General features: G+C 38.7%; 21 protein-coding genes and 3 tRNA genes. 6 read left to right on the forward strand and 18 right to left on the reverse strand.

The window, feature by feature from the left end:
• Nucleotides 1-78 precede the first annotated feature (78 nt).
• From ABFU83_RS12505 to rlmN, 5 genes are all read right to left on the reverse strand, one after another.
• Entirely contained in the window at nt 79-1,122 is a 1,044-nt protein-coding gene (locus tag ABFU83_RS12505; protein ID WP_347066365.1) for a hypothetical protein, read from the reverse strand.
• A gap of 32 nt (nt 1,123-1,154) precedes the next feature.
• Nucleotides 1,155-1,853: a hypothetical protein gene (locus tag ABFU83_RS12510; RefSeq protein ID WP_347066366.1), complete on the reverse strand. Its 699-nt coding sequence runs from the start codon at nt 1,851-1,853 to the stop codon at nt 1,155-1,157.
• Nucleotides 1,840-2,400, reverse strand: a complete 561-nt coding sequence (locus tag ABFU83_RS12515; RefSeq protein WP_347066368.1) for an RNA polymerase sigma factor — start codon at nt 2,398-2,400, stop codon at nt 1,840-1,842. Before ABFU83_RS12515 ends, ABFU83_RS12510 begins: the two co-directional genes overlap by 14 nt.
• Before the next feature lie 135 nt (nt 2,401-2,535).
• On the reverse strand, nt 2,536-3,516 hold the full coding sequence (locus tag ABFU83_RS12520) for a polyprenyl synthetase family protein (protein ID WP_347066370.1): 981 nt from the start codon (nt 3,514-3,516) through the stop codon (nt 2,536-2,538).
• Nucleotides 3,517-3,780: 264 nt separating this feature from the next.
• Nucleotides 3,781-4,830, reverse strand: coding sequence for a 23S rRNA (adenine(2503)-C(2))-methyltransferase RlmN (gene rlmN, locus ABFU83_RS12525; RefSeq protein ID WP_347066372.1), 1,050 nt, complete (start codon nt 4,828-4,830; stop codon nt 3,781-3,783).
• A gap of 78 nt (nt 4,831-4,908) precedes the next feature.
• On the opposite strand from rlmN, the gene ABFU83_RS12530 reads away from it, so the two are divergent.
• Entirely contained in the window at nt 4,909-5,550 is a 642-nt protein-coding gene (locus tag ABFU83_RS12530; RefSeq protein WP_347066374.1) for an O-methyltransferase, read from the forward strand.
• A 55-nt stretch (nt 5,551-5,605) separates the two neighbouring features.
• On the opposite strand, the gene ABFU83_RS12535 is transcribed toward ABFU83_RS12530, so the two are convergent.
• The 9 genes from ABFU83_RS12535 to ABFU83_RS12575 all read right to left on the reverse strand — a co-directional run bounded on the left by ABFU83_RS12535 (nt 5,606) and on the right by ABFU83_RS12575 (nt 13,175).
• The gene (locus tag ABFU83_RS12535; protein ID WP_347070199.1) at nt 5,606-6,529 is read right to left on the reverse strand and encodes an IS3 family transposase; all 924 of its coding nucleotides are present in this window, start codon (nt 6,527-6,529) and stop codon (nt 5,606-5,608) included.
• Nucleotides 6,439-6,969: a transposase gene (locus ABFU83_RS12540; RefSeq protein ID WP_347066376.1), complete on the reverse strand. Its 531-nt coding sequence runs from the start codon at nt 6,967-6,969 to the stop codon at nt 6,439-6,441. Before ABFU83_RS12540 ends, ABFU83_RS12535 begins: the two co-directional genes overlap by 91 nt.
• Nucleotides 6,970-7,091: 122 nt before the next feature.
• Nucleotides 7,092-7,661, reverse strand: a complete 570-nt coding sequence (locus ABFU83_RS12545; protein WP_347070217.1) for a phosphatase PAP2 family protein — start codon at nt 7,659-7,661, stop codon at nt 7,092-7,094.
• Nucleotides 7,661-7,960 carry a twin-arginine translocase TatA/TatE family subunit gene (locus ABFU83_RS12550; protein ID WP_347066378.1) on the reverse strand — a complete coding sequence of 100 codons (300 nt, stop codon included), beginning with the start codon at nt 7,958-7,960 and terminating at the stop codon, nt 7,661-7,663. Before ABFU83_RS12550 ends, ABFU83_RS12545 begins: the two co-directional genes overlap by 1 nt.
• Nucleotides 7,961-8,065: 105 nt before the next feature.
• Nucleotides 8,066-10,333, reverse strand: coding sequence for a M1 family metallopeptidase (locus ABFU83_RS12555; RefSeq protein WP_347066380.1), 2,268 nt, complete (start codon nt 10,331-10,333; stop codon nt 8,066-8,068).
• 12 nt (nt 10,334-10,345) lie between these two features.
• Nucleotides 10,346-10,849 (reverse strand): DUF6702 family protein, encoded by a 504-nt coding sequence (locus ABFU83_RS12560; RefSeq protein ID WP_347066381.1) that lies wholly within the window; start codon nt 10,847-10,849, stop codon nt 10,346-10,348.
• A gap of 15 nt (nt 10,850-10,864) precedes the next feature.
• Nucleotides 10,865-11,656 carry a hypothetical protein gene (locus ABFU83_RS12565; protein WP_347066383.1) on the reverse strand — a complete coding sequence of 264 codons (792 nt, stop codon included), beginning with the start codon at nt 11,654-11,656 and terminating at the stop codon, nt 10,865-10,867.
• Complete coding sequence (locus tag ABFU83_RS12570; RefSeq protein ID WP_347066385.1) at nt 11,646-12,389, reverse strand: hypothetical protein; 744 nt, start codon at nt 12,387-12,389, stop codon at nt 11,646-11,648. Before ABFU83_RS12570 ends, ABFU83_RS12565 begins: the two co-directional genes overlap by 11 nt.
• A gap of 39 nt (nt 12,390-12,428) precedes the next feature.
• Entirely contained in the window at nt 12,429-13,175 is a 747-nt protein-coding gene (locus ABFU83_RS12575; protein WP_347066387.1) for a hypothetical protein, read from the reverse strand.
• Between the two features lie 168 nt (nt 13,176-13,343).
• Here ABFU83_RS12575 and pepE point away from each other — a divergent pair, with 168 nt between their 5' ends.
• Entirely contained in the window at nt 13,344-14,051 is a 708-nt protein-coding gene (gene pepE / locus ABFU83_RS12580; protein ID WP_347066388.1) for a dipeptidase PepE, read from the forward strand.
• Nucleotides 14,052-14,098: 47 nt separating this feature from the next.
• Here the strand turns inward: pepE and ABFU83_RS12585 are convergent.
• From ABFU83_RS12585 to ABFU83_RS12595, 3 genes are all read right to left on the reverse strand, one after another.
• Nucleotides 14,099-14,174, reverse strand: a tRNA-Gly gene (locus tag ABFU83_RS12585).
• A gap of 37 nt (nt 14,175-14,211) precedes the next feature.
• Nucleotides 14,212-14,284: transfer RNA gene (locus tag ABFU83_RS12590), tRNA-Gly, on the reverse strand.
• A gap of 38 nt (nt 14,285-14,322) precedes the next feature.
• Nucleotides 14,323-14,395 (reverse strand) — tRNA-Gly (locus tag ABFU83_RS12595).
• Between the two features lie 328 nt (nt 14,396-14,723).
• Here ABFU83_RS12595 and ABFU83_RS12600 point away from each other — a divergent pair.
• The 4 genes from ABFU83_RS12600 (at nt 14,724) to ABFU83_RS12615 (ending at nt 18,575) form a co-directional block, all read left to right on the forward strand.
• Nucleotides 14,724-15,320: a Crp/Fnr family transcriptional regulator gene (locus tag ABFU83_RS12600; RefSeq protein ID WP_347066390.1), complete on the forward strand. Its 597-nt coding sequence runs from the start codon at nt 14,724-14,726 to the stop codon at nt 15,318-15,320.
• A gap of 140 nt (nt 15,321-15,460) precedes the next feature.
• Nucleotides 15,461-16,309 carry an alpha/beta hydrolase-fold protein gene (locus ABFU83_RS12605; RefSeq protein ID WP_347066392.1) on the forward strand — a complete coding sequence of 283 codons (849 nt, stop codon included), beginning with the start codon at nt 15,461-15,463 and terminating at the stop codon, nt 16,307-16,309.
• A 244-nt stretch (nt 16,310-16,553) separates the two neighbouring features.
• Entirely contained in the window at nt 16,554-16,916 is a 363-nt protein-coding gene (locus ABFU83_RS12610) for a GNAT family N-acetyltransferase (RefSeq protein ID WP_347066394.1), read from the forward strand.
• A 63-nt stretch (nt 16,917-16,979) separates the two neighbouring features.
• Nucleotides 16,980-18,575: a L,D-transpeptidase family protein gene (locus ABFU83_RS12615; protein ID WP_347066396.1), complete on the forward strand. Its 1,596-nt coding sequence runs from the start codon at nt 16,980-16,982 to the stop codon at nt 18,573-18,575.
• On the opposite strand, the gene ABFU83_RS12620 is transcribed toward ABFU83_RS12615, so the two are convergent.
• Nucleotides 18,564-19,274, reverse strand: coding sequence for a murein L,D-transpeptidase catalytic domain family protein (locus ABFU83_RS12620; protein WP_347066398.1), 711 nt, complete (start codon nt 19,272-19,274; stop codon nt 18,564-18,566). The two genes, ABFU83_RS12615 and ABFU83_RS12620, sit on opposite strands and share 12 nt — an antisense overlap.
• Nucleotides 19,275-19,376: the final 102 nt, after the last annotated feature.

Genomic DNA, 19,376 nt, shown 5'->3' on the forward strand with positions numbered 1-19,376 from the left:
TTTACAAATTTGTATCGGTTAAAAAACAAAAGGTGCCCGTTATGAGCACCTGATAAAAAAGTATAACTAACCTAAACTTTAATTGAAGTCAAAACGCAATCCCAATGAAATGTTGTTTTGATTGGTAACATTATCTTTAAACAACGGATTCAGATCGTATTTTAGGTATAACGACATCGAACGATAGCCTACATAAGTACTCAAACCATATATAAAACCATTGGTATTAAAACCGCTATTCTGGGTTTCTTCAATATCATAACCTTCGCGTTCGTATTCCAAAAACTGTTTGGTATTCAGATTGGCACCGATATATCCTCCAATTCCGGCACGAAAATTTTGATGTGTCCTAAAAACTTTTTCGCCTTTGTCGTTGGTCTTAACCGGTGTAAAATCAAATTCCAAATGCACCGGAAAGATTAGTTGTACGTTGCGCAATCTGGATTCTTTTAACCATACTGATGAAGGCGCAAGATCCGTTTGATCGTAGTTTTTTACAAAGTACTGATTATCAAAAGGTCTCAGATTGTTATACACCGCCGAAAATCCGTATTTTAAATGTAACAGGTTATCATTTTTTGCCAAACGCGTATTCAACGTTAATCCGACTTCATAAAAATGGGAACCCCAATATCTGAATTTTGAATTTGCCAAAGCGCCGTCGGTTACTACGTTATTAACTCCACCGGCAACAACCAACTGTGTTGTTGTTCTTTTTTCGCCGGACTTAAATTTATTTTTCCCTTTTTTATACTTTAACACGAAATAACCTTCTTCATCGGTTTTCGTTGTGTCACGCTCTTTAATTTTACCATCTACCTGTTCTTTTACCAAAAGATTTAAGTTCGCTTCCTCTACGGCTACACGTTCTTCGATTCGTTTGGCATGGTAATTGGCCGCTTCTAATTTTTGCGTATCGGCTTCTTCACGGGTAATCTGATTTTGCTCCCAACGTGCGTTAATACTGTCTACCTTGTTTTTTAGGATTGCTTTTTCCTCTTTGGTGATTCTTTCGATATTGGCTGCAATTACTTTAGCACGGTTTTCAAAGTTTTCCTGAGCGTGGATTTTCGTCACCACCAGGCATACGAAAGCCACTACATAAAAAATAATTTTCTGCATAATTCTAAATTTTAACTATTCGATTGATTGATTTATTCAGTATTGCGATTCGCTACAGCCGATTTTACGGTTTTAAAATTCCGATTGATCGTTTGAAATACACCTTCGCGGTAGTCGGTAGTGATTTCTCCTTCAACAGTACTTAACAGGGAATTGGCGTCGACTTTAACATTCCCTTTTTTAATCGTACTTTTTGTTGGAGCATTTTTATCCACCGATGCCAGTAAACTTTCCACATCTACTGTAGTAGTTATCTTTTTGATTTCTTTTGACGGTGCTACTTCAACAATTTGTGTTTCCGGAGCGGTTGCTGTTTGTTGTCCGATATCGGCGCCGGATTGTACTTTCACAGCTGCTTTTACATTCGTTTTTACAACTGCTGCCATTTCTTTTTGTTCCGCTTGAACTGACTCTGGAGTAACCGCCTCAACTATTTCTGTTTCCGTAGTGTTTTCCGTTTCCGATACGTCCGAATCTTGTGTCGAAATTGTCTTTATAGTGTCTTTTATTTTCAGGTCTTCTTTTTGTTGTTCCATGAATAAGGTTCCCACAAGCAACATTCCGACAAAAACAGCGGCCATAGACAACCATTTTTTATAGTTGCGTTTCGGCTTTTTCTTTTCGGAAACCGAAAGCATCGCATCCAATCTGTCCCATGCCATTTCGGAGGGTTGAATCATTCTCGAATTCAACTTATCTCTGAAATCCTCTTCTAATTTATTCGGTTCCATTTTGATAATTTTTTAGTTTGTTAATTTGATCCTGCAACATTTTACGGGCGTGCGAAAGTTGAGATTTCGATGTTCCTTCGCTAATTCCCAACATTTTCCCGATTTCGTGGTGTTTATAGCCTTCAATTGCATAAAGGTTAAAAACCATACGGTAACCATCGGGCAAATTATCGATCAGAAATTGAATATCGTCTACCGACAATTGGCTTTCGATATCGTTAAAACGCTCTTCAAAATAACTTTCGTCTTCGGTAAATTTTACCGGTTTTTGTACCCGGATGTGTGAGATACATTCGTTAACCATAATCCGTCGGATCCATCCTTCAAAACTGCCTTTATGTTCGAATGCTTTTAAATTGGTAAACACTTTCATAAAAGCAGTGATCATCACATCTTCCGCCAGATGAACATCTTTTAAATACTGTCGGCAAACACTTAGCATCTTCGGAGCAAAAAGCGAATAAATCTTGTGCTGTGCATGTCGATTGTTTTCGACTGCCAACGCGATTAGTTCCTTTTCTTCCTGATGTAGGTTGATTACTTTCAAAATTATTATCAGATGTTTCTATTACTATAGACGGGCTTAATCTGTAAATGGTTGTATGGGATATACAAAAAAGTTTAAAAATTTTTGAAAAACACTGAAAAACAATATTTTACAGTGCTATTATTTTAAAAAAAATTATTTTTTTCTTTCGATCACGTAGTTCACCATTAACGTTAGTGCGTTTTTATAAGGTGAATCCGGGAAATTTTGCAGTAATGAAAGTGCTTCCTGTTGGAATTGCACCATTTTTTGTTCGGCGTAGATTAGTCCGTTCCGTTCTTTTACAAAAGCAATGACTTCGCGAACGCGTTTTTTGTCTTTATTATGGTTCTTGATGGAATTAATGCACCAGTTTTTTTCTTTGGTCGTACAATTGTTAAGTGCATAAATCAACGGAAGTGTCATTTTTTGTTCTTTGATATCGATTCCCGTCGGTTTACCAATAGCATCATCGGTATAATCGAAAAGATCATCTTTGATCTGGAATGCCATTCCGATCAATTCTCCGAATTTCCGCATCCGCTCCACCACTTCCGCATCTTCGGGTTTTACCGCACAGGCTCCCAAGGCGCAACAAGCCGCAATAAGCGTCGCTGTTTTTTGTCGGATGATTTCGTAATAAACCGCTTCCGTAATATCCAGTCGTCTTGCTTTTTCGATCTGAAGCAATTCGCCTTCACTCATTTCACGAACCGCAACAGATATGATTTTTAACAAATCGAAGTCATTGTTGTCGATCGAAAGCAACAATCCTTTGGACAACAGGTAATCGCCCACCAAAACGGCGATTTTGTTTTTCCACAAAGCATTGATCGAAAAAAAGCCACGACGACGGTTACTGTCGTCAACGACATCGTCATGAACCAAAGTGGCGGTATGGATTAATTCGATAACCGACGCACCGCGATAGGTCCGTTCGTTAACGGTTCCGCCGGAAACCATTTTTGCCGTTAAGAAAACAAACATCGGTCGCATTTGTTTTCCTTTTCGGTTTACAATATAATACGTAATTCTGTTAAGCAAAGCAACCTTTGAAGACATCGATTCATGAAACTTCTTTTCAAAAAGTTCCATTTCCGTACCAATCGGTTGTTTTATTTGCTCTACAATTTTCATCGGTTTCAAATATACCAATTTGGGCGGAAAGTAAAAAATGATAATTTTTATACTAAACTTTATTTTTTTACGTTACTATATAATTACCAATAAATCATTTCCTCTTTTTTACAGGAAAAACAACCTGATTGATACGGTTGTTGAAATGATTTTATGTTGATCAATATATAGAGCGTAACAGCTTTATCCCGGAAAAGAAACTTCGATTATCACTTTAGATTACATGGTTATTACCATTGAAAAAGCCCCTTAAAGGGGCTTTTTTTATGCTTCTGCTTCTTTGTTGGCCAACTGACCGCAAGCCGCATCGATATCTTTTCCACGGCTTCGTCGTACTTTTGCTACAATATCGTTTCGTTCCAACGCGCTAATATAGGCTTCGATTGCCGCTGCCGGAGCCTGTTGAAATTCACCATCATCGATTGGGTTGTATTCAATCAGGTTTACTTTACACGGTACGTATTTACAAAATTTAACCAACGCATCGATCGATTTTTTATCGTCATTGATCCCTTTCCACACCACATACTCGTAGGTTACACGACTTTTGGTTTTGGAATACCAGTATTCCAGACTTTCGCGTAGATCTTTTAACGGGAAATTTTCAGAAAAAGGCATGATCTGCGAACGGATTTCATCGACGGCCGAGTGTAATGAAACAGCCAGTTTGAATTTTACTTCATCATCCGCCAGTTTTTTGATCATCTTCGGAATCCCAGACGTCGAAACGGTAATTCGTTTTGGCGACATTCCCAGACCTTCCGGAGAAGTGATCATGTCGATCGCTTTCATTACATTATTGTAGTTCATCAAGGGTTCTCCCATTCCCATAAATACAATATTCGACAACGGACGGTCGAAATAAAGTTTGCTTTCGTTGTCGATTGCCACAACCTGATCGTAAATCTCATCCGGATTCAGGTTTCGCATTCGTTTTAAACGCGCTGTAGCACAGAAGTTACAATCCAGACTACATCCCACCTGACTGGATACGCAAGCTGTTGTTCGCGTTTCCGTCGGAATCAGAACACTTTCCACTATCAATCCATCGTGTAAACGAACCGCATTTTTTACCGTACCGTCTTCACTACGTTGCATCTGATCAACCTTAATATGATTGATCACAAAATTATCCTCCAACATCTGCCGCGTTGCTTTGGCGACATTGGTCATATCGTCAAATTTATGCGCGCCTTTATTCCATAGCCATTCGTATACCTGGTTCCCGCGAAATGCTTTATCGCCCTGAGCTACAAAAAAATCGCGTAACTGCTCTTTACTTAACGCTCTAATATCTTTCTTTTCCGTTTGCATGGCACAAAGTTAGTAACTATTTGTATAATTGGCCGTTTCTGCTTTTGGTAATTTGTAATTTTGTAAAAAATTTACGTTATGCATTTTATCTCCGAGACTTTAGAAGATTATGTAGCGGCACATTCCGAAAACGAACCGGCTTTGCTGGCCGCCTTAAATAAGGAAACCCATCAGAAAATCCTGCAACCCCGTATGTTGAGCGGCCATTTTCAAGGGCGCGTTTTGAGTATACTTTCCAAATTGATTCGCCCGAAGGCTATTCTGGAAATCGGAACCTATACCGGTTATGCCGCGTTATGTCTGGCCGAAGGGTTGGTTGAAAACGGTACTTTGGATACTATCGATATCAACGAGGAGTTATTCGATTTCCAACGCAAATATTTTGATCAATCGGAATGGAAAGACCAGATTTACCAACATTTGGGGAATGCTTTGGAGATTATTCCGACGTTAAATAAAAAATTTGATCTGGTTTTTATTGATGCCGATAAAGAAAACTATATCAACTATTTCCAGATGATCGTTCCGTTGATGAATAAAGGCGGGGTGATTTTATCGGACAATGTATTGTGGTCCGGTAAAATTCTGGAAACGGTAAAAGCCAATGATAAGAGTACCAAAATATTACTGGAGTACAACCAGCTGCTAAAAGACGATCCAAGAGTCGAAACGGTTTTATTACCAATTCGCGACGGACTTACCGTGAGCCGAGTTCTTTAAAAAATAAAAGGGATAACAATGTAGAGTGCTCCCAAAAAGTTAGACAAATTTATAATTAAATTTGACAATAATGAGCTCGGTATTTCACCGGGCTCATTCCATTTAAATTAAGTTTAATTCTATTGTTATTGTAATAGCTTATGTACTTTTTAAGCTCTTGTTTTAAATGTTCTGTTGATTTAAACTTTTGAAGATAAAACAACTCTGATTTAATAATACCAAAAAAGTTTTCTATAACAGCATTGTCTAAGCAATTCCCTTTTCTTGACATACTTTGAGTAACTCCCTTGTCCTTCAATAATCTTTGATATTGTTTCATTTGGTATTGCCATCCTTGATCAGAGTGCAATATAAGCCCAGTATTATCTGCTATTTTCCTAAATGACTTTTTAAGCATATTAGTGACCTGTTCAAAATTTGGCCTTTCTGATAATTCATAGCTTATTATTTCTCCATTAAATAGATCAATGACAGGAGACAAGTATAGCTTCTTTCCCTTTACATTGAATTCGGTTATATCAGTTGCCCATTTTTGATTGGGTTGTTCTGCTTTAAAATTCCGTTGTAATATATTAGGTGCTATCTTGCCATGTTCTCCTTTATACGATTTATATTTCTTAACTCTTATTAAACTCTTAAGCCCTAAAACTTTCATTAGTTTCAATACAGTCTTGTGATTAATTACAAAACCTTTATTCCTTATCTCAAGAGTGATACGGCGATAGCCCAGACGACCTTTATGAGAATGATAGATCGATTTAATCAACTCTTTAAGCTCTGTATATTTGTCAATAACAGCGTTTCTCTTTTGATGATAATAATAACTAATCCGTGCCATATTTGCATGATCCAATAAAAGAGATAGATCATGGTTATGCCTTAATTCCTCTATGGTTTGTGCCTTTTGTTTTGCTCGGCTTCTTCTGCTTGAATTAAGGCTTGTAACTTTTTTAAATAGGCTACTTGAGCACGTAAAGATTCATTTTCCAGTAAAAGCTCTTCTTCTCTGGTCAAAGGTTTATCGGATTTCTTTTTAGCTCTTTTGTAAGTCATCGATATGGGTTTTCCTTTTGGTTTTTGTACTAAACCTGGTGCGCCATGGTTTTTAAATTGACGCTGCCAGGCCAAGATTATCCCATCATTGGGAATGTTGAAAAATAAACAGGCCTGACTCAAAGATAAACACTTCTGATCAATGGTACGTATAACTTTTAGCTTAAAATCGGAACTGTAATTCTGATTCTTACGGGATAACAGACCTTCTTTTCCATACTTAAGATAGAAGTTTATCCATCTTCCAAGATTAGTTTTACTAATTTCTTGCTCCTGAGCAACTGAGCCCTTTGAGCGGTTTTTATTTAATACTTCTTCTACACAATGAAGTTTAAATTCATAATTGTACTTGACTTTTCTTTCCATAAAAAATGCCCCCAAATAGTGTCTAACTTTTTGGGGGCAGTTCAATGTTATCCCTTTCTTTTTATATACTCTAGACCTGACAGGTTTCTCAGCGGTTTGCAAAAAACCTGTCAGGTCTGATTTTATATACTATCCGGAAAGTATTTTTTCCGATAGACTTCATATATTTTTGAAAACAAATAACCGGTTCCCATTCCGAAAATATAACCGGAAAGAATGTCACCCGGGAAATGCAATCCAAGGTAAATACGGCTATACGCAAAAATCAACGGGAAGAGGAAAAACAAAAACGCATATTTATAGTATTTCCGTAGAATCAATACGATAAACGTAGTCGATGCCAGTGAGTTGGCTGCATGTCCCGAAAAATAACTAAACGACGAACTTTGTTTAACCAGACGGATAATGTCTTTGGTTTCCGGATCGTTACACGGACGCAAACGCTGTACGCTGTTTTTTACCAGATTTGTCATCTGATCGGTAAATGCAATCAATAAAGCTAGTGAAAAAATCACCAATAGCATATGTTTCCAACCCAGTTTTTTGTACAACAGGTAGAATACATACAGAAATATTGGTGTCCAATAGGCTTGTTTGGTAATGATCAGCCAGAGTCCGTCAAAACGTTCGGAACCCAGACTATTTAAAAAAACCAGTAGTTGTTTATCAAGTTGAATTAAATGCTCCAAAATTACATTTGTCGTTTTATCGGTCCGGAAATATCTTCAATGTCCTCTTTAGCTTTGTCGATTTCTTTTCGAATACCTCCGGTCAGATCCATGTCCAAGTCTTTGGTAAAATCCAAGTCTTTGGTCAGGCCATTTTCTTCGGCACTTTTCTGAATTTCGTTTTTAATGTCGTTGGTTGCGTGCTTAATCTGCGCCATCCCTTTCCCAAGGGTTCTTGCGATTTCCGGCACTTTATCCGAACCAAATAACATTAAAACGACTAATATAATAAGGAATATTTCTCCGCCTCCGATACCAAACATGGTCTATAAGTTTGAAAGTTATAAGTAGCAAATTTACGAAGTTCCGGTTTTATTTCCGGGTTTTTGACTTTTATTAACACAAAAGCACTCTTTCGAGTGCTTCTATTAGTTTTTTTCAAACTGATCAAACTTCGATTTTGGTGCTTCTTTCGGCCATACGTTGTTGGTTACATCGATATCGGCAGTTTGTAGTTTCGGATCCAATTGTATTTTTTTAACCGGTTTTTCGGTCGCAAAAACGCGTTTTACCACTTCGTTTCCTTTGCGCCAGATTTGTACCGGAAATACGTGATTTTCGATCGTTCCGTCTTCAAATTCCAAATCCACAAGGATCGGCATCATCATTCCTCCTGGTTTTTCGAATTCGACTTCATAAAAATATTTCGGTGTTTTCAGACTTTTTCGATCTTCCGGTGACAAGGTTTCCACATAGTCATTCAGTAGTTTTACATCCTGAATGACAAACGGTTTTTTCATGCCCGGTTTAAAATCTTCACTACTATCGGATACCAAATACACAAATGGTCCATTGTCTTTTAGAAAACGTCCTCTTTTGGCCGCAAAATCTTTCATTTCTTTGGTTGGCTCTTCCGACACATAGAATTGTTTTACATTTTTGATTCCAATATCGACATAATCGGTCGAGTAAAACCACCCTTTCCAGAACCAATCCAGATCAACAGCCGAAGCGTCTTCCATCGTACGGAAAAAATCTTCCGGTGTCGGATGCTTGAATTTCCAACGGTTGGCATAGGTTCTAAATGCATGATCAAACAACTCATGTCCCATAATGGTTTCGCGTAGTATATTTAATCCGGTAGCTGGTTTCGCGTAGGCATTGGCACCAAACTGATGGATGGTTTCCGAATTGGACATAATCGGCTCCAAAAATCGTTGATCACCACTCATATACGGTACGATTTTAGCTGCCGGCCCTCTGCTTGACGGGAAGTTTTTATCCCAACTTTGTTCGGTAAGGTATTCCAGAAAGGTGTTTAAACCTTCGTCCATCCAGGTCCACTGGCGTTCGTCGGAATTAACGATCATCGGGAAAAAGTTATGTCCTACTTCGTGGATAATTACGCCCATCATTCCGTATTTTAATCGGTCGCTCACAAAGCCTTTTTCATCGGGACGCCCATAATTCCAACAGATCATCGGGTATTCCATTCCCTGATCTTCGGCCGAAATGGAAACGGCTTTCGGATACGGATAATCAAAGGTATAGCTGGAATAACTTTTTAGCGTATGCGCTACTACACGAGTAGAATACTGTTCCCATAGCGGATTCGCTTCCGGTGGATATAAGGAAATGGCCATAACATTTTTACCGCCAATTTTTACCGCCATCGCATCGTAAATAAATTTTCGCGACGTCGAAAAAGCAAAGTCCCGTACATTGGTCGCTTTAAATTTCCATGTCTTTTTCTGATCCGAAACGGTTTTGGAGCGTTGTTCGGCTTCGGCCTGCGTCACTACGACAACCGGGTTGTCATAGGAGCTTTCGGCCTGTTGATAGCGTTTTAGCTGTTCGGTTGTAAAAACCTCTTTGCGATTTTGCAGTTCACCGGTGGCTTCCATTACGTGATCGGCCGGAACGGTTATACTTACTTCAAAGTTACCAAACGGCAAGGCAAATTCTCCTTCGCCCCAAAACTGCATGTTTTGCCATCCTTCTACGTCGTTATAAACGGCCATACGCGGATAAAACTGCGCAATTACATACAGGTTGTTTCCATCTTTATCAAAATGTTCGTATCCCGAACGACCTCCGTCCACTCTATAATTATTGATGTTGTACCACCATTTTATCGAAAACGAGATTTTTTCACCTTTTTTAAGGGTTTTATCCAGATCAATACGCATCATGGTTTGATTGATCGTATATTTCATCGGATTCCCTTTGGCGTCTTTTACAAATTCGATGTTATAACCACCTTGAAACGGTTGTTGCATGAATTTCTTCGTGAATCCGTCGGGCGTCATCGCGCCATCCATTCGCTGGTTTTCTACCAATGGCGATTTGGAATCAGGTTTCTTTTCGTTCTGATCCAATTGCACCCATAAATAATCCAACGGATCAGGTGAATTGTTATAATAGGTAATGGTTTCTTCGCCGCTCAGACGGGTATTTTTATCGTCGAGTTCAACTTTTATTTTATAATCTGCCTGTTGCTGATAGTAGGCCGGGCCGGGTGCACCGGATGCGGTACGGAACATGTTTGGAGTTGCCATCTGGGTATACATCTGGCTAAACTTGTTCGTGTCGTAATGTCCGGGTTCTCTTTTACCCGAATTTTTTGTATCCTGGCCCATGGTCATCAAGGGAATTGCCAAAGCCAGTATTGAAAAAACAGATGCCGATTTTTTCATGATTATAACAGTCTAATATTCAATTTTTTCTTTTGGATTACTATTGGTCAGCAAAAGACTCTTTTTGTTACTATTTATATTCGTATGAATGATATTTTGCTGGTCCGGATATATTTCCGTCAATGCCGTATTGTATACTTCTACCGATGTAATTTTTTCGGTTACCGGTACCGTCAGATAACAAATCACAACATCGTCTTCGATTTCCCGCCCTAGAAACCGGATCGCCTTTTCCGTATTATTAATGCGGATATGCAGTTTATCGGTCAGGTATTTTTTTAAAAGTTCTTCTGCTTCCGGTGCTTCTTTTGTAGTGGCCAGATAAATCTTTTTCTTTACTTTTCGTTCCAGGGCTTTTTCCAAATCGTCCGTAAAAATCCGCGCGGTTATCTGCAGGGCTTTTTTTTCCGTCACATAGTTGACCTGATAAATAGAGACATAGAATTTATGAAATCCCGCCGCACTAAGACTCAACAATAACAGGAATAAAAAACCGTATCGCAACAACTTTGTCATCCTCCAAAGATAGTATTATTTCTTTTTCGCCTGTTGATACGTTTTACTTTTACTGATCAGATAATCGATCAGTTCAAATTCGTGTTGCGGCTCCAATAATTCGCGAGTAAGTGCGCCCTGATCGCAATAGGTTAAAAATGGACCGATATTGTCTTTTTTAAGTTTTAAAACATCGGTAAAAAACGGCGTTGAAACTCTTTCTCGTACCGCATCAGCAAAAATCTTATCGGTTACAAAAGTTGCAGTTCCGGTATCGGTTTTGCGTTTGGATTTGAAGAGGCGTCCCATCATTTCTCCCACCTTAATAAAGTCGACGCCCATTAACGGACTCATATTAGGGATTACCGGCGGTGTGGTTGGTCTGGTCAGGTAATCGGTTTTAAAATCGGTCTGAAATAAGGTATTCTCCGATACGGCTATCCGCTGGCTTCGATCTTTTAATTTTCGGGTATCCCGTTCCAAATCACCGGAAAGTCGTTTTACAATTACTTCGTTTAGCTGGTTTACCTCGACGGTAAGTCGGATCCGAAGAATTTGCATGTCGAAATCTCTTTTTTCCAATACGACCATCAGCGGACTAAACGATAGGCTCGAAAAAACCAGTGTATCTTTTGCCCGGGCATAAATTTCGAATTCACCCATTTTACCGGTATTCGTTTTAATGCGGGTTGCCGTGTTCAGAATCGTAATATTTTCGGCATCAAGACTATCGATTTGTATCTGACCTTTTAGCAGTTCCCGGGTAGTGGTTTGTGAAAACGCCTGAAAAGTCAGTAACAACAGGATAAGCAACAGTTTATTTTTCATCTGTAATTATTTTTCGGTATTGAACGGCCAGTTCATTCAGATAAAATGTAGCCAGCGTTTTATTTTTCGCTTTTATCGCTGCAGTAAATCGTTCGTTTTCGACAGCATAAAAGATAAATCCCTGTACATATTCCTGTGGAATTTTTAAGGTATTCACAAAATACTCTTCGTCATACATCCCTTCCAACTTCTGTCGGAACAGTTCTTTTTTCTCAATTTCAACTTCTTTTTTCAGCATCGATGTCCGACCGGAAAACCAGTTTAACAATGGATCAAGACCTACAACCGTATTCGTACCTATTTGTGCGTCGGTTCCGGTGGCTGTTTTTAATTTTCTTTCGGCCGGTGTGTATCTTTTCTGTCCTCTCGGAACCAATCCCAAACTTTCCGAATTGATATTTCCATATTCATTGATCACCACCTCTTTTAACTGGCGTACCATCACGTCTAATTTGACATAGAACAACTCTTCGTTAAAATCCTTTTCCTCCAGTCGGATTTGCCGTCCTTTAAACTGAACCGCCGAAAAAATAAGCGTGTCATTCGGTTGTGCCATTATTGAAAAAAAGCCGCCTTTTTCTGTCACTACCGCTTTTTCCGTTCGTTTATTGATCACGTGAATCCCGTCCAACTCCGATGTAGCCGCCATAACTTTCCCTTTCAGGACTTTTATATTCTGTGCGTATGAAGTTACAGAAATTACCAATAAAATCAAAGGAAAAATCTTATTCATTTGCTGCGCCTTTTCGCAATATGCTTTTTTACCGGACATTTATTCGGAAATTAATTTTTTATATTTTACAGCCAGCTCCGTTAGTAAAAAAGTCGCCAAAGTCTTATTCTTTTCATTAACCGCTTTTTTAAAACCGGCATCCTCCATCGCATACAACCAAAACCCATCGGTATTTTCCTGCGGAATTTTAAGTTCATCCGTCACAAAAGGTTCCTGAAACCAGCCTTTTAAGCGATCCATTAACATTTCGCGGCGCTCTACCACCAGCTCTTTTTTAAGTTGCGCGGTTTTTCCGGATATCTTATTAACGATCGCATCTACCGACACACCGCCTCCTAATATATTCAGCAACTGAATCGGTTTAAAATCACCCGCCGTTTTTAACTTCCGTTCGGCTGCCGTATATTGTTTTTGTCCCATCGGTACAATCCCCAGTTTTTCGGAAGTAATGCCACTCTTTTCAATATAGACTTCGTTTAATTTGTTCACTTTGGCTACCATTTTTAGTAATAGTTCTCCATCTTCAAAATCAATTTCTTTGACGGTTATCTTTTTTTCTTCATATTGAATAGACGAAAATTGCACGACGTCTCCGGCCGCAGCATTGATCAAAAACGATCCGTCTTTACGAGACAACACTTGCTTTTCCGTAGTTAGATTTACAATTGAAATTCCTTCTATATCGCTGTTGTTTTCAGCTATTAGCTTCCCTTTTAGCGGTTTTTCATTTTGCGCTGTAAGCAGCGTGGTACACATCAATAAAAAAAATAGTAGTTTTTGTTTCATGCAAAAAGGTGAGTTCGTAATAAATTCGAATATATTGGGTAAAAATATTTGCTTATTCTCCAAATTTATTGCCAACAACATTGTAAAAATTTGTTAAAAGCGAGAATTTCACATTTGACTTTCTTTTTGTAATTAAATGTATCTTTGACCCAAACCGAACCCAACAACATGAAAAAACTTATAATTGCCAGTACTTCCACCCTTCACAACGGAAGTTACCTGGACTATCTTTTACCGACTTTGGCTATACATTTCGAAAATGTAAAAAACCTGTTATTTATTCCGTATGCCCGTCCCGGAGGGATTTCGCATGACACTTATACCGATAAAGTACGCGAGGCATTTTCTAAAATCAATATTGCGGTAAAGGGAATTCACGAATATGAAAATCCGATTGAGGCTATAGCTGCCGCGGAAGGTATTTTTACCGGTGGCGGAAATACATTTTTATTAGTAACACAATTGTATCAAACCAAAGTGATCGACGCTCTGGAAGCCGCTGTAAAAAACGGAACACCTTATCTGGGCACCTCAGCCGGAAGTAATATTTGTGGCTTAACGATGGGAACGACGAACGATATGCCAATTGTATATCCACCGAGTTTTAAAACACTGGGATTTGTATCATTTAACATCAATCCGCATTATCTGGATCCGGATGTTAATTCAACCCATATGGGCGAAACCCGAGAGACCCGCATTAACGAATTCCATCATTTTAATCCGCAGCCGGTATTGGGATTACGCGAAGGAAGCTGGTTGGAAGTAAGCGGAAATACCATCATACTTAAAGGAGCGTTACATGCGCGTTTGTTCCGTCAGCATCAGGAACCGGAAGAAATTGCCCCTGAAAGCGATTTAAGTAATCTGAAATAGCACCAGTATAAAACAAAAAAACCGAAACAAATGTTTCGGTTTTTTTATGGAGCGGAAGACGAGGCTCGAACTCGCGACAACCAGCTTGGAAGGCTGGAGCTCTACCAACTGAGCTACTTCCGCATGTAATGGATTTTAAAACCCCATCAGGTTTTTTCAGAGCGGAAGACGAGGCTCGAACTCGCGACAACCAGCTTGGAAGGCTGGAGCTCTACCAACTGAGCTACTTCCGCATGCAATGGATTTTAAAACCCCATCAGGTTTTTAGCAGAGCGGAAGACGAGGCTCGAACTCGCGACAACCAGCTTGGAAGGCTGGAGCTCTACCAACTGAGCTACTTCCGCTTTTGTGAGTGCAAATATAATTAATAATTTTACTCCCCTGCAATTTTTTTCTAAAAAAAATTAAAATAGCCAATAGTCGTTTTCCGACCGTGTGCCGACCATTTAAAAGGCCCGACAAAATAAGGCTCCGCACCCAACCGCAGCTTTCTAATTTTCAATTATTTAAGTCCGTCACTATTTAGAAAAGGCATTCCTAACAACATCAATTCCCTATTCGGTTGTATCAAAAAATAGTCTGAAAAAGACCAAAAAATAAAAATTGGCGGTCTAAAATCAATTACTTTTTTAAAAATACTGGTTCCTGTTTTTGTAATTTAGTGCTATCAAAATGGAAAACATCCCAAATCGTATGCCTGTAAGTTCCTTCCGCTCCAATCTTGAAAGTACCGCTATTCTAATACCCGAAAGTATTGCATTACTGGAAGCACTTTGCCACGAAAGCAGCATTCCAAAAAATAGTTCGCTTTTAACCGCAGGTAGTATTCCCAAACACTACTACTATGTAGTAAAAGGTCTTTTTGCTTATTATTTCCTGACGGATAACGGCGAAAAGGTTATTAAAAAATTCTTTCCCGAAAATACATTTATCGCATCAGCATCGGCATTGCTAACACAAACGCCCGGTCATTTTTCGATTGAAGCTTTAGAAGACAGTGTTGTACTGAGTATTCCGGCCGATCGTTTTAAAGCATTAGTAGCAGAACGACACGACATCGCACTGTTTTACATCAATTATCTGGAAAAAAACTGGATTATCGAAAAAGAGATGCTGGAAATTTCTACCAAGTCCGATGATGCTACAATTCGTTATAACATCTTTCTGGATTCCTATGCTGCCCTGTTGCCACGGCTCAAACAACATCATATCGCTTCCTTTCTTGGCATTACACCCACTCAGCTGAGTCGTATCAAGCCAAAACCATAATCCGGCCTCAACAGCTATAAATGTTTTTCTTTTTTATTTCGGATATTTTTGTCCGATTACTGGGCATTGAAATAAAAAATAAAGCCTGATATTTGGAAACCCGTCAAAAATCACTCAAACTAAAAAATAAATACCATTATATGATACACTCCTTAAAAAATCTGCTACTAGCCTGCTTTCTTCTACTCGCTACTACTATGGTTGCACAAACCCAGGACAAATCATTGATCATTGGAAAATCGGACGTTTTATTTTCTAAAATTTTAAATGAAAACCGAAATATCAATATCACGCTTCCGGAAGGATATAATGACGATCCTAATGCCAAATATCCGGTAATTTATATCCTTGACGGCGGTATGGAAGAGGATTTTATACATCTGGCAGGAATCGTGCGCTTTAGTTCGCAATCGTGGGTGAATCGTTTACCCGAGTCTATTGTCGTAGGAATTGAAAATACCAACCGAAGACGGGATTTTACGTTTGCCGTAACCAACATCGATTTTATCGAGAAAGAAGGTTTTAAAAAGAGTAGCTTTCCGCAATATGGCGGTTCGCAACACTATATGGATTTTCTTGAAAAAGAATTACAGCCGTATATAACGAAAAACTACCGTACCAACGAGCAAAAAACCGTTATCGGGGAATCGTTGGCCGGATTAATGGCTTCCGAAATTTTAATCAAACGTCCGCAGTTGTTTAGCAATTATATCATTATTAGTCCGAGTTTATGGTGGGGCGAACAGGTTTTATTAAAAAATGCCGGAGATCTGCTTACCAAAAATCTAAAAAATCCGGTTACGATCTATATTGGCGCTCCAAGCAAAGCCGAAGATCTGAAAATGTATCAGGAAGTGGAAGCGCTATACCAGACCATCAAATCACATAAAAATGCAACAGTAATTTTCGATTATATGCCCGATGAAACCCATGCAACGGTTATTCACCAGGCGGTTTATAATGCCTTTAAAATGCAGTCCAAAAAATAAATTTCCGGCTTTATCGCTATTCAAAATGCCACATAGGATTGCTTTTGGGGTACCACTTAAAAAAAATAGTTTTTTTCGAAGCAACTATTTCATTTTTCCTGCATCTAAGTTATAATTATATTATGTGTCAAAATAATTATAGTATCTGAATTTATTCAGAAGAGCAAAAATGGTTTTCGTAAAAAAAATCAACAGTACTACTACTTTTCAGGTACGTTAGCCGGTTTTACGACCGGGTAGGCCTTTGGAAAGTTGTATTTTTGAAGGAGACGATCTGGAAACAACTACGCATTTAGGGTTATACAACAACAGTACACTCGCTGGAATTGTTTCCATTTTTGCCTCCTGCCACAAATTATTTCCTCAGGTTGGGCAATTTCAGCTCCGGGGAATGGCAGTTTTGAACGAATTCCAAAAAAAAAGATATGGGGAACGCCTTGTTAGCGAAGCAGAAATCTGTATAAAAGAACAGAACGGTTCCCTCATTTGGTTTAATGCGCGGGAAGCTGCTGTCGATTTCTATAAAAAAATGGGATATGAAATTGTCGGTGATGCTTTTGACATTCCAACAATCGGCATACATTTTGTTATGAGGAAAATGGTATAAAAACCTACACGTTTTTCTGGTTTACTATTATTTTCGTAACTTATAGAATAAATTTATATGACTATGTTGCAACGCTACTGTCTATTATTGGTTCCCATGTTTCTTTTTGGCTGCAAAAAGGAACCGGCTGCTATTGCAGACAAACAAATTGTACACAAAGACACGGTAAAAGTGGCGCCGCTTGCTTTTCCCGAAGCTATTGCAATTGATTCTACTTATTTTGCCAATAGTTCCGATGTTGTAAAACAATTCTATAAAAACAACCTGTATAAAACCGTATGGACGCTGGAAAAGGATCGTTCTGCACTAACCGAATCCATTAAAAACATTGAGTTAGATGGCCTTAACCCGGACGATTATAACTTTAGTACGATTACAGAACAAGACAACAATCATAAAAATCTGGCCGAAAAAGACCGGATCACAAATGATATCCTTCATACGGAAATCTTCTATAAACTGGCCAGCCATTTGTATAATGGTAAACTGGAACCGACCAAATTATATTCCGATTGGGATATGTATCCGAAAGAGATTGACCTTAGTCATAAATTACAGTATGCGCTAAAAAACCATACCATTCTGCAAAGTCTGGACTCTTTAAAACCACAACACATTGTCTATTTAAGGTTAAAAGATGCGCTTCGCAAAATCGAAAGTATGCCCAATGACAATCTTAAACATATTGCTGTTAAGGACAAATTGATTCCTAACGATACCAATGCAGCTATAATCGACGTCAAAAAGCGACTGGCCTATTGGGGTGATTATAAAAAACCGGACTCCCTGACAAAAATATACGACGATAAAACACAGTCGGCTGTAAAAAAATTCCAGAAACGACACGGCTTAACACCCGATGGCGTAATCGGAAAAGGAACCGTAGCCGCGATGAATCTCTCGAAAGCACAACGAAAAAAACAAATCATAGCCAATTTGGAACGTTGGCGTTGGTTCCCAAGAGATTTAGGCGAAAGCTATGTAATTATTAATATTCCTGATTTTAATTTATACCTGGTCAACAACAACGATACGATCCAGAATCACCGGGTGGTTGTGGGACGCGCCAAAAGACGTACGCCGGTATTATCGTCAAAGTTCAGTAATTTGGTGATCAATCCTACATGGACGGTTCCACCAACGATTTTAAAAGAAGACCTGACGCCGTCGGCCAGTAGAAACCTGAATTATTTTGCCTCAACCGGAATCACCATTTACGATATGAAAGGAAATGTGGTTAGTCCGGAAAATTGGAATGCCGGAAAATCCAACAATTATCGCTATGTACAAAAACCGGGATCCAATAATTCTTTAGGATTAATCAAATTTAATTTTAGCAATAAACATCTGGTATATCTGCATGACACCAATCACCGGGATTTCTTTAAACTCAATAACAGAGCGTTAAGTTCGGGCTGTATCCGTGTCGAAGATCCATTTAAGTTGTCCGGATTTATTCTGGAAAAAGAAGAAAACAACTGGAGTAAGGAACGTGTGGATAAAATGATTGCATCCAATAAAACGCAAAGTATTGTATTGAAAAAACCCACCTTTGTGCATCAGCTGTACTGGACAGCATGGATGGACAAAGACGGGCTTCAATTCAGAAACGATATTTATGATCTTGATTTCGAACTCTACGCCAAATTACGAGATTAGTTTAGACTTATTCTCATAATTACGTGACGGGTGATAAATAAAAAGACAGGATTTCTCTTTTATTAAATTGATAATTTCTTTGTGAAGGGCAACCGGAACAGCAGGACATCCCTGACTTCTTCCCAATCGGCCTTGTTTTGAAATAATGTTTTCATTGGCATAATCAGCACCGTGCATCACAACCGCACGATTGCGCGCATTGTCATTGATGCCATATTCCAATCCATCCAGGCGTAAAGACATTCCGTGTTTACCCTGATATACTTCACCAGTAGCGTAAAAACCTAAGCTACTCATAAAAGAGTTGTTTTCGTTGGAAAACTGCGTAGCAAATTCGTCACCGCTGTTACGTCCGTGCGATACTACCGATTGCAATAAAATAGTGTTGGTAGCCATGTCGATCACCCAAAGTCGTTTTTGGGCGGAAGACAAACTAAAATCGATTAAAGTTAAAATATCTTTTTTGATAAGGCCTTGTTCTTTCAACTGGTAAAAACCTTCCAATGCTTTGGAAAAACTCTCCAGTTTTGGCATAGCAAACGTCTGGGGATTGAGCGCTGTGTATAAATTTTTAACTTTTAATTCAAACGAAGCTTTCGCGTTGGCCGCTACTAACTTTGGTGGGTCTGTTTCCTTTGTGCTTAGTGGTTTAAAAGACAACAAAAAAAGGAACAAAACCGGCAAAACTTTATAAGCCATTGATACTCTATTAATTATATTACTGTGTGTCGAGTCCAAAAATATAGATAAATTTTAAACAACCAAATGTTTTTTATTATTTACCCCCTAACTTTAACATTT

The sequence above is a fragment of the Flavobacterium sp. WV_118_3 genome, assembly GCF_039778605.1.
GTDB lineage: Bacteria > Bacteroidota > Bacteroidia > Flavobacteriales > Flavobacteriaceae > Flavobacterium.

Coding starts and splice junctions, on each gene's coding strand:
- ABFU83_RS12505 (WP_347066365.1), bottom strand. CDS start 1,122: ATGCAGAAAATTATTTTTTATGTAGTGGCTTTCGTATGCCTGGTGGTG.
- ABFU83_RS12510 (WP_347066366.1), bottom strand. CDS start 1,853: ATGGAACCGAATAAATTAGAAGAGGATTTCAGAGATAAGTTGAATTCG.
- ABFU83_RS12520 (WP_347066370.1), bottom strand. CDS start 3,516: ATGAAAATTGTAGAGCAAATAAAACAACCGATTGGTACGGAAATGGAA.
- rlmN (WP_347066372.1), bottom strand. CDS start 4,830: ATGCAAACGGAAAAGAAAGATATTAGAGCGTTAAGTAAAGAGCAGTTA.
- ABFU83_RS12530 (WP_347066374.1), top strand. CDS start 4,909: ATGCATTTTATCTCCGAGACTTTAGAAGATTATGTAGCGGCACATTCC.
- ABFU83_RS12540 (WP_347066376.1), bottom strand. CDS start 6,969: ATGGAAAGAAAAGTCAAGTACAATTATGAATTTAAACTTCATTGTGTA.
- ABFU83_RS12550 (WP_347066378.1), bottom strand. CDS start 7,960: ATGTTTGGTATCGGAGGCGGAGAAATATTCCTTATTATATTAGTCGTT.
- ABFU83_RS12555 (WP_347066380.1), bottom strand. CDS start 10,333: ATGAAAAAATCGGCATCTGTTTTTTCAATACTGGCTTTGGCAATTCCC.
- ABFU83_RS12560 (WP_347066381.1), bottom strand. CDS start 10,849: ATGACAAAGTTGTTGCGATACGGTTTTTTATTCCTGTTATTGTTGAGT.
- ABFU83_RS12565 (WP_347066383.1), bottom strand. CDS start 11,656: ATGAAAAATAAACTGTTGCTTATCCTGTTGTTACTGACTTTTCAGGCG.
- ABFU83_RS12570 (WP_347066385.1), bottom strand. CDS start 12,389: ATGAATAAGATTTTTCCTTTGATTTTATTGGTAATTTCTGTAACTTCA.
- ABFU83_RS12575 (WP_347066387.1), bottom strand. CDS start 13,175: ATGAAACAAAAACTACTATTTTTTTTATTGATGTGTACCACGCTGCTT.
- pepE (WP_347066388.1), top strand. CDS start 13,344: ATGAAAAAACTTATAATTGCCAGTACTTCCACCCTTCACAACGGAAGT.
- ABFU83_RS12600 (WP_347066390.1), top strand. CDS start 14,724: ATGGAAAACATCCCAAATCGTATGCCTGTAAGTTCCTTCCGCTCCAAT.
- ABFU83_RS12605 (WP_347066392.1), top strand. CDS start 15,461: ATGATACACTCCTTAAAAAATCTGCTACTAGCCTGCTTTCTTCTACTC.
- ABFU83_RS12615 (WP_347066396.1), top strand. CDS start 16,980: ATGTTGCAACGCTACTGTCTATTATTGGTTCCCATGTTTCTTTTTGGC.
- ABFU83_RS12620 (WP_347066398.1), bottom strand. CDS start 19,274: ATGGCTTATAAAGTTTTGCCGGTTTTGTTCCTTTTTTTGTTGTCTTTT.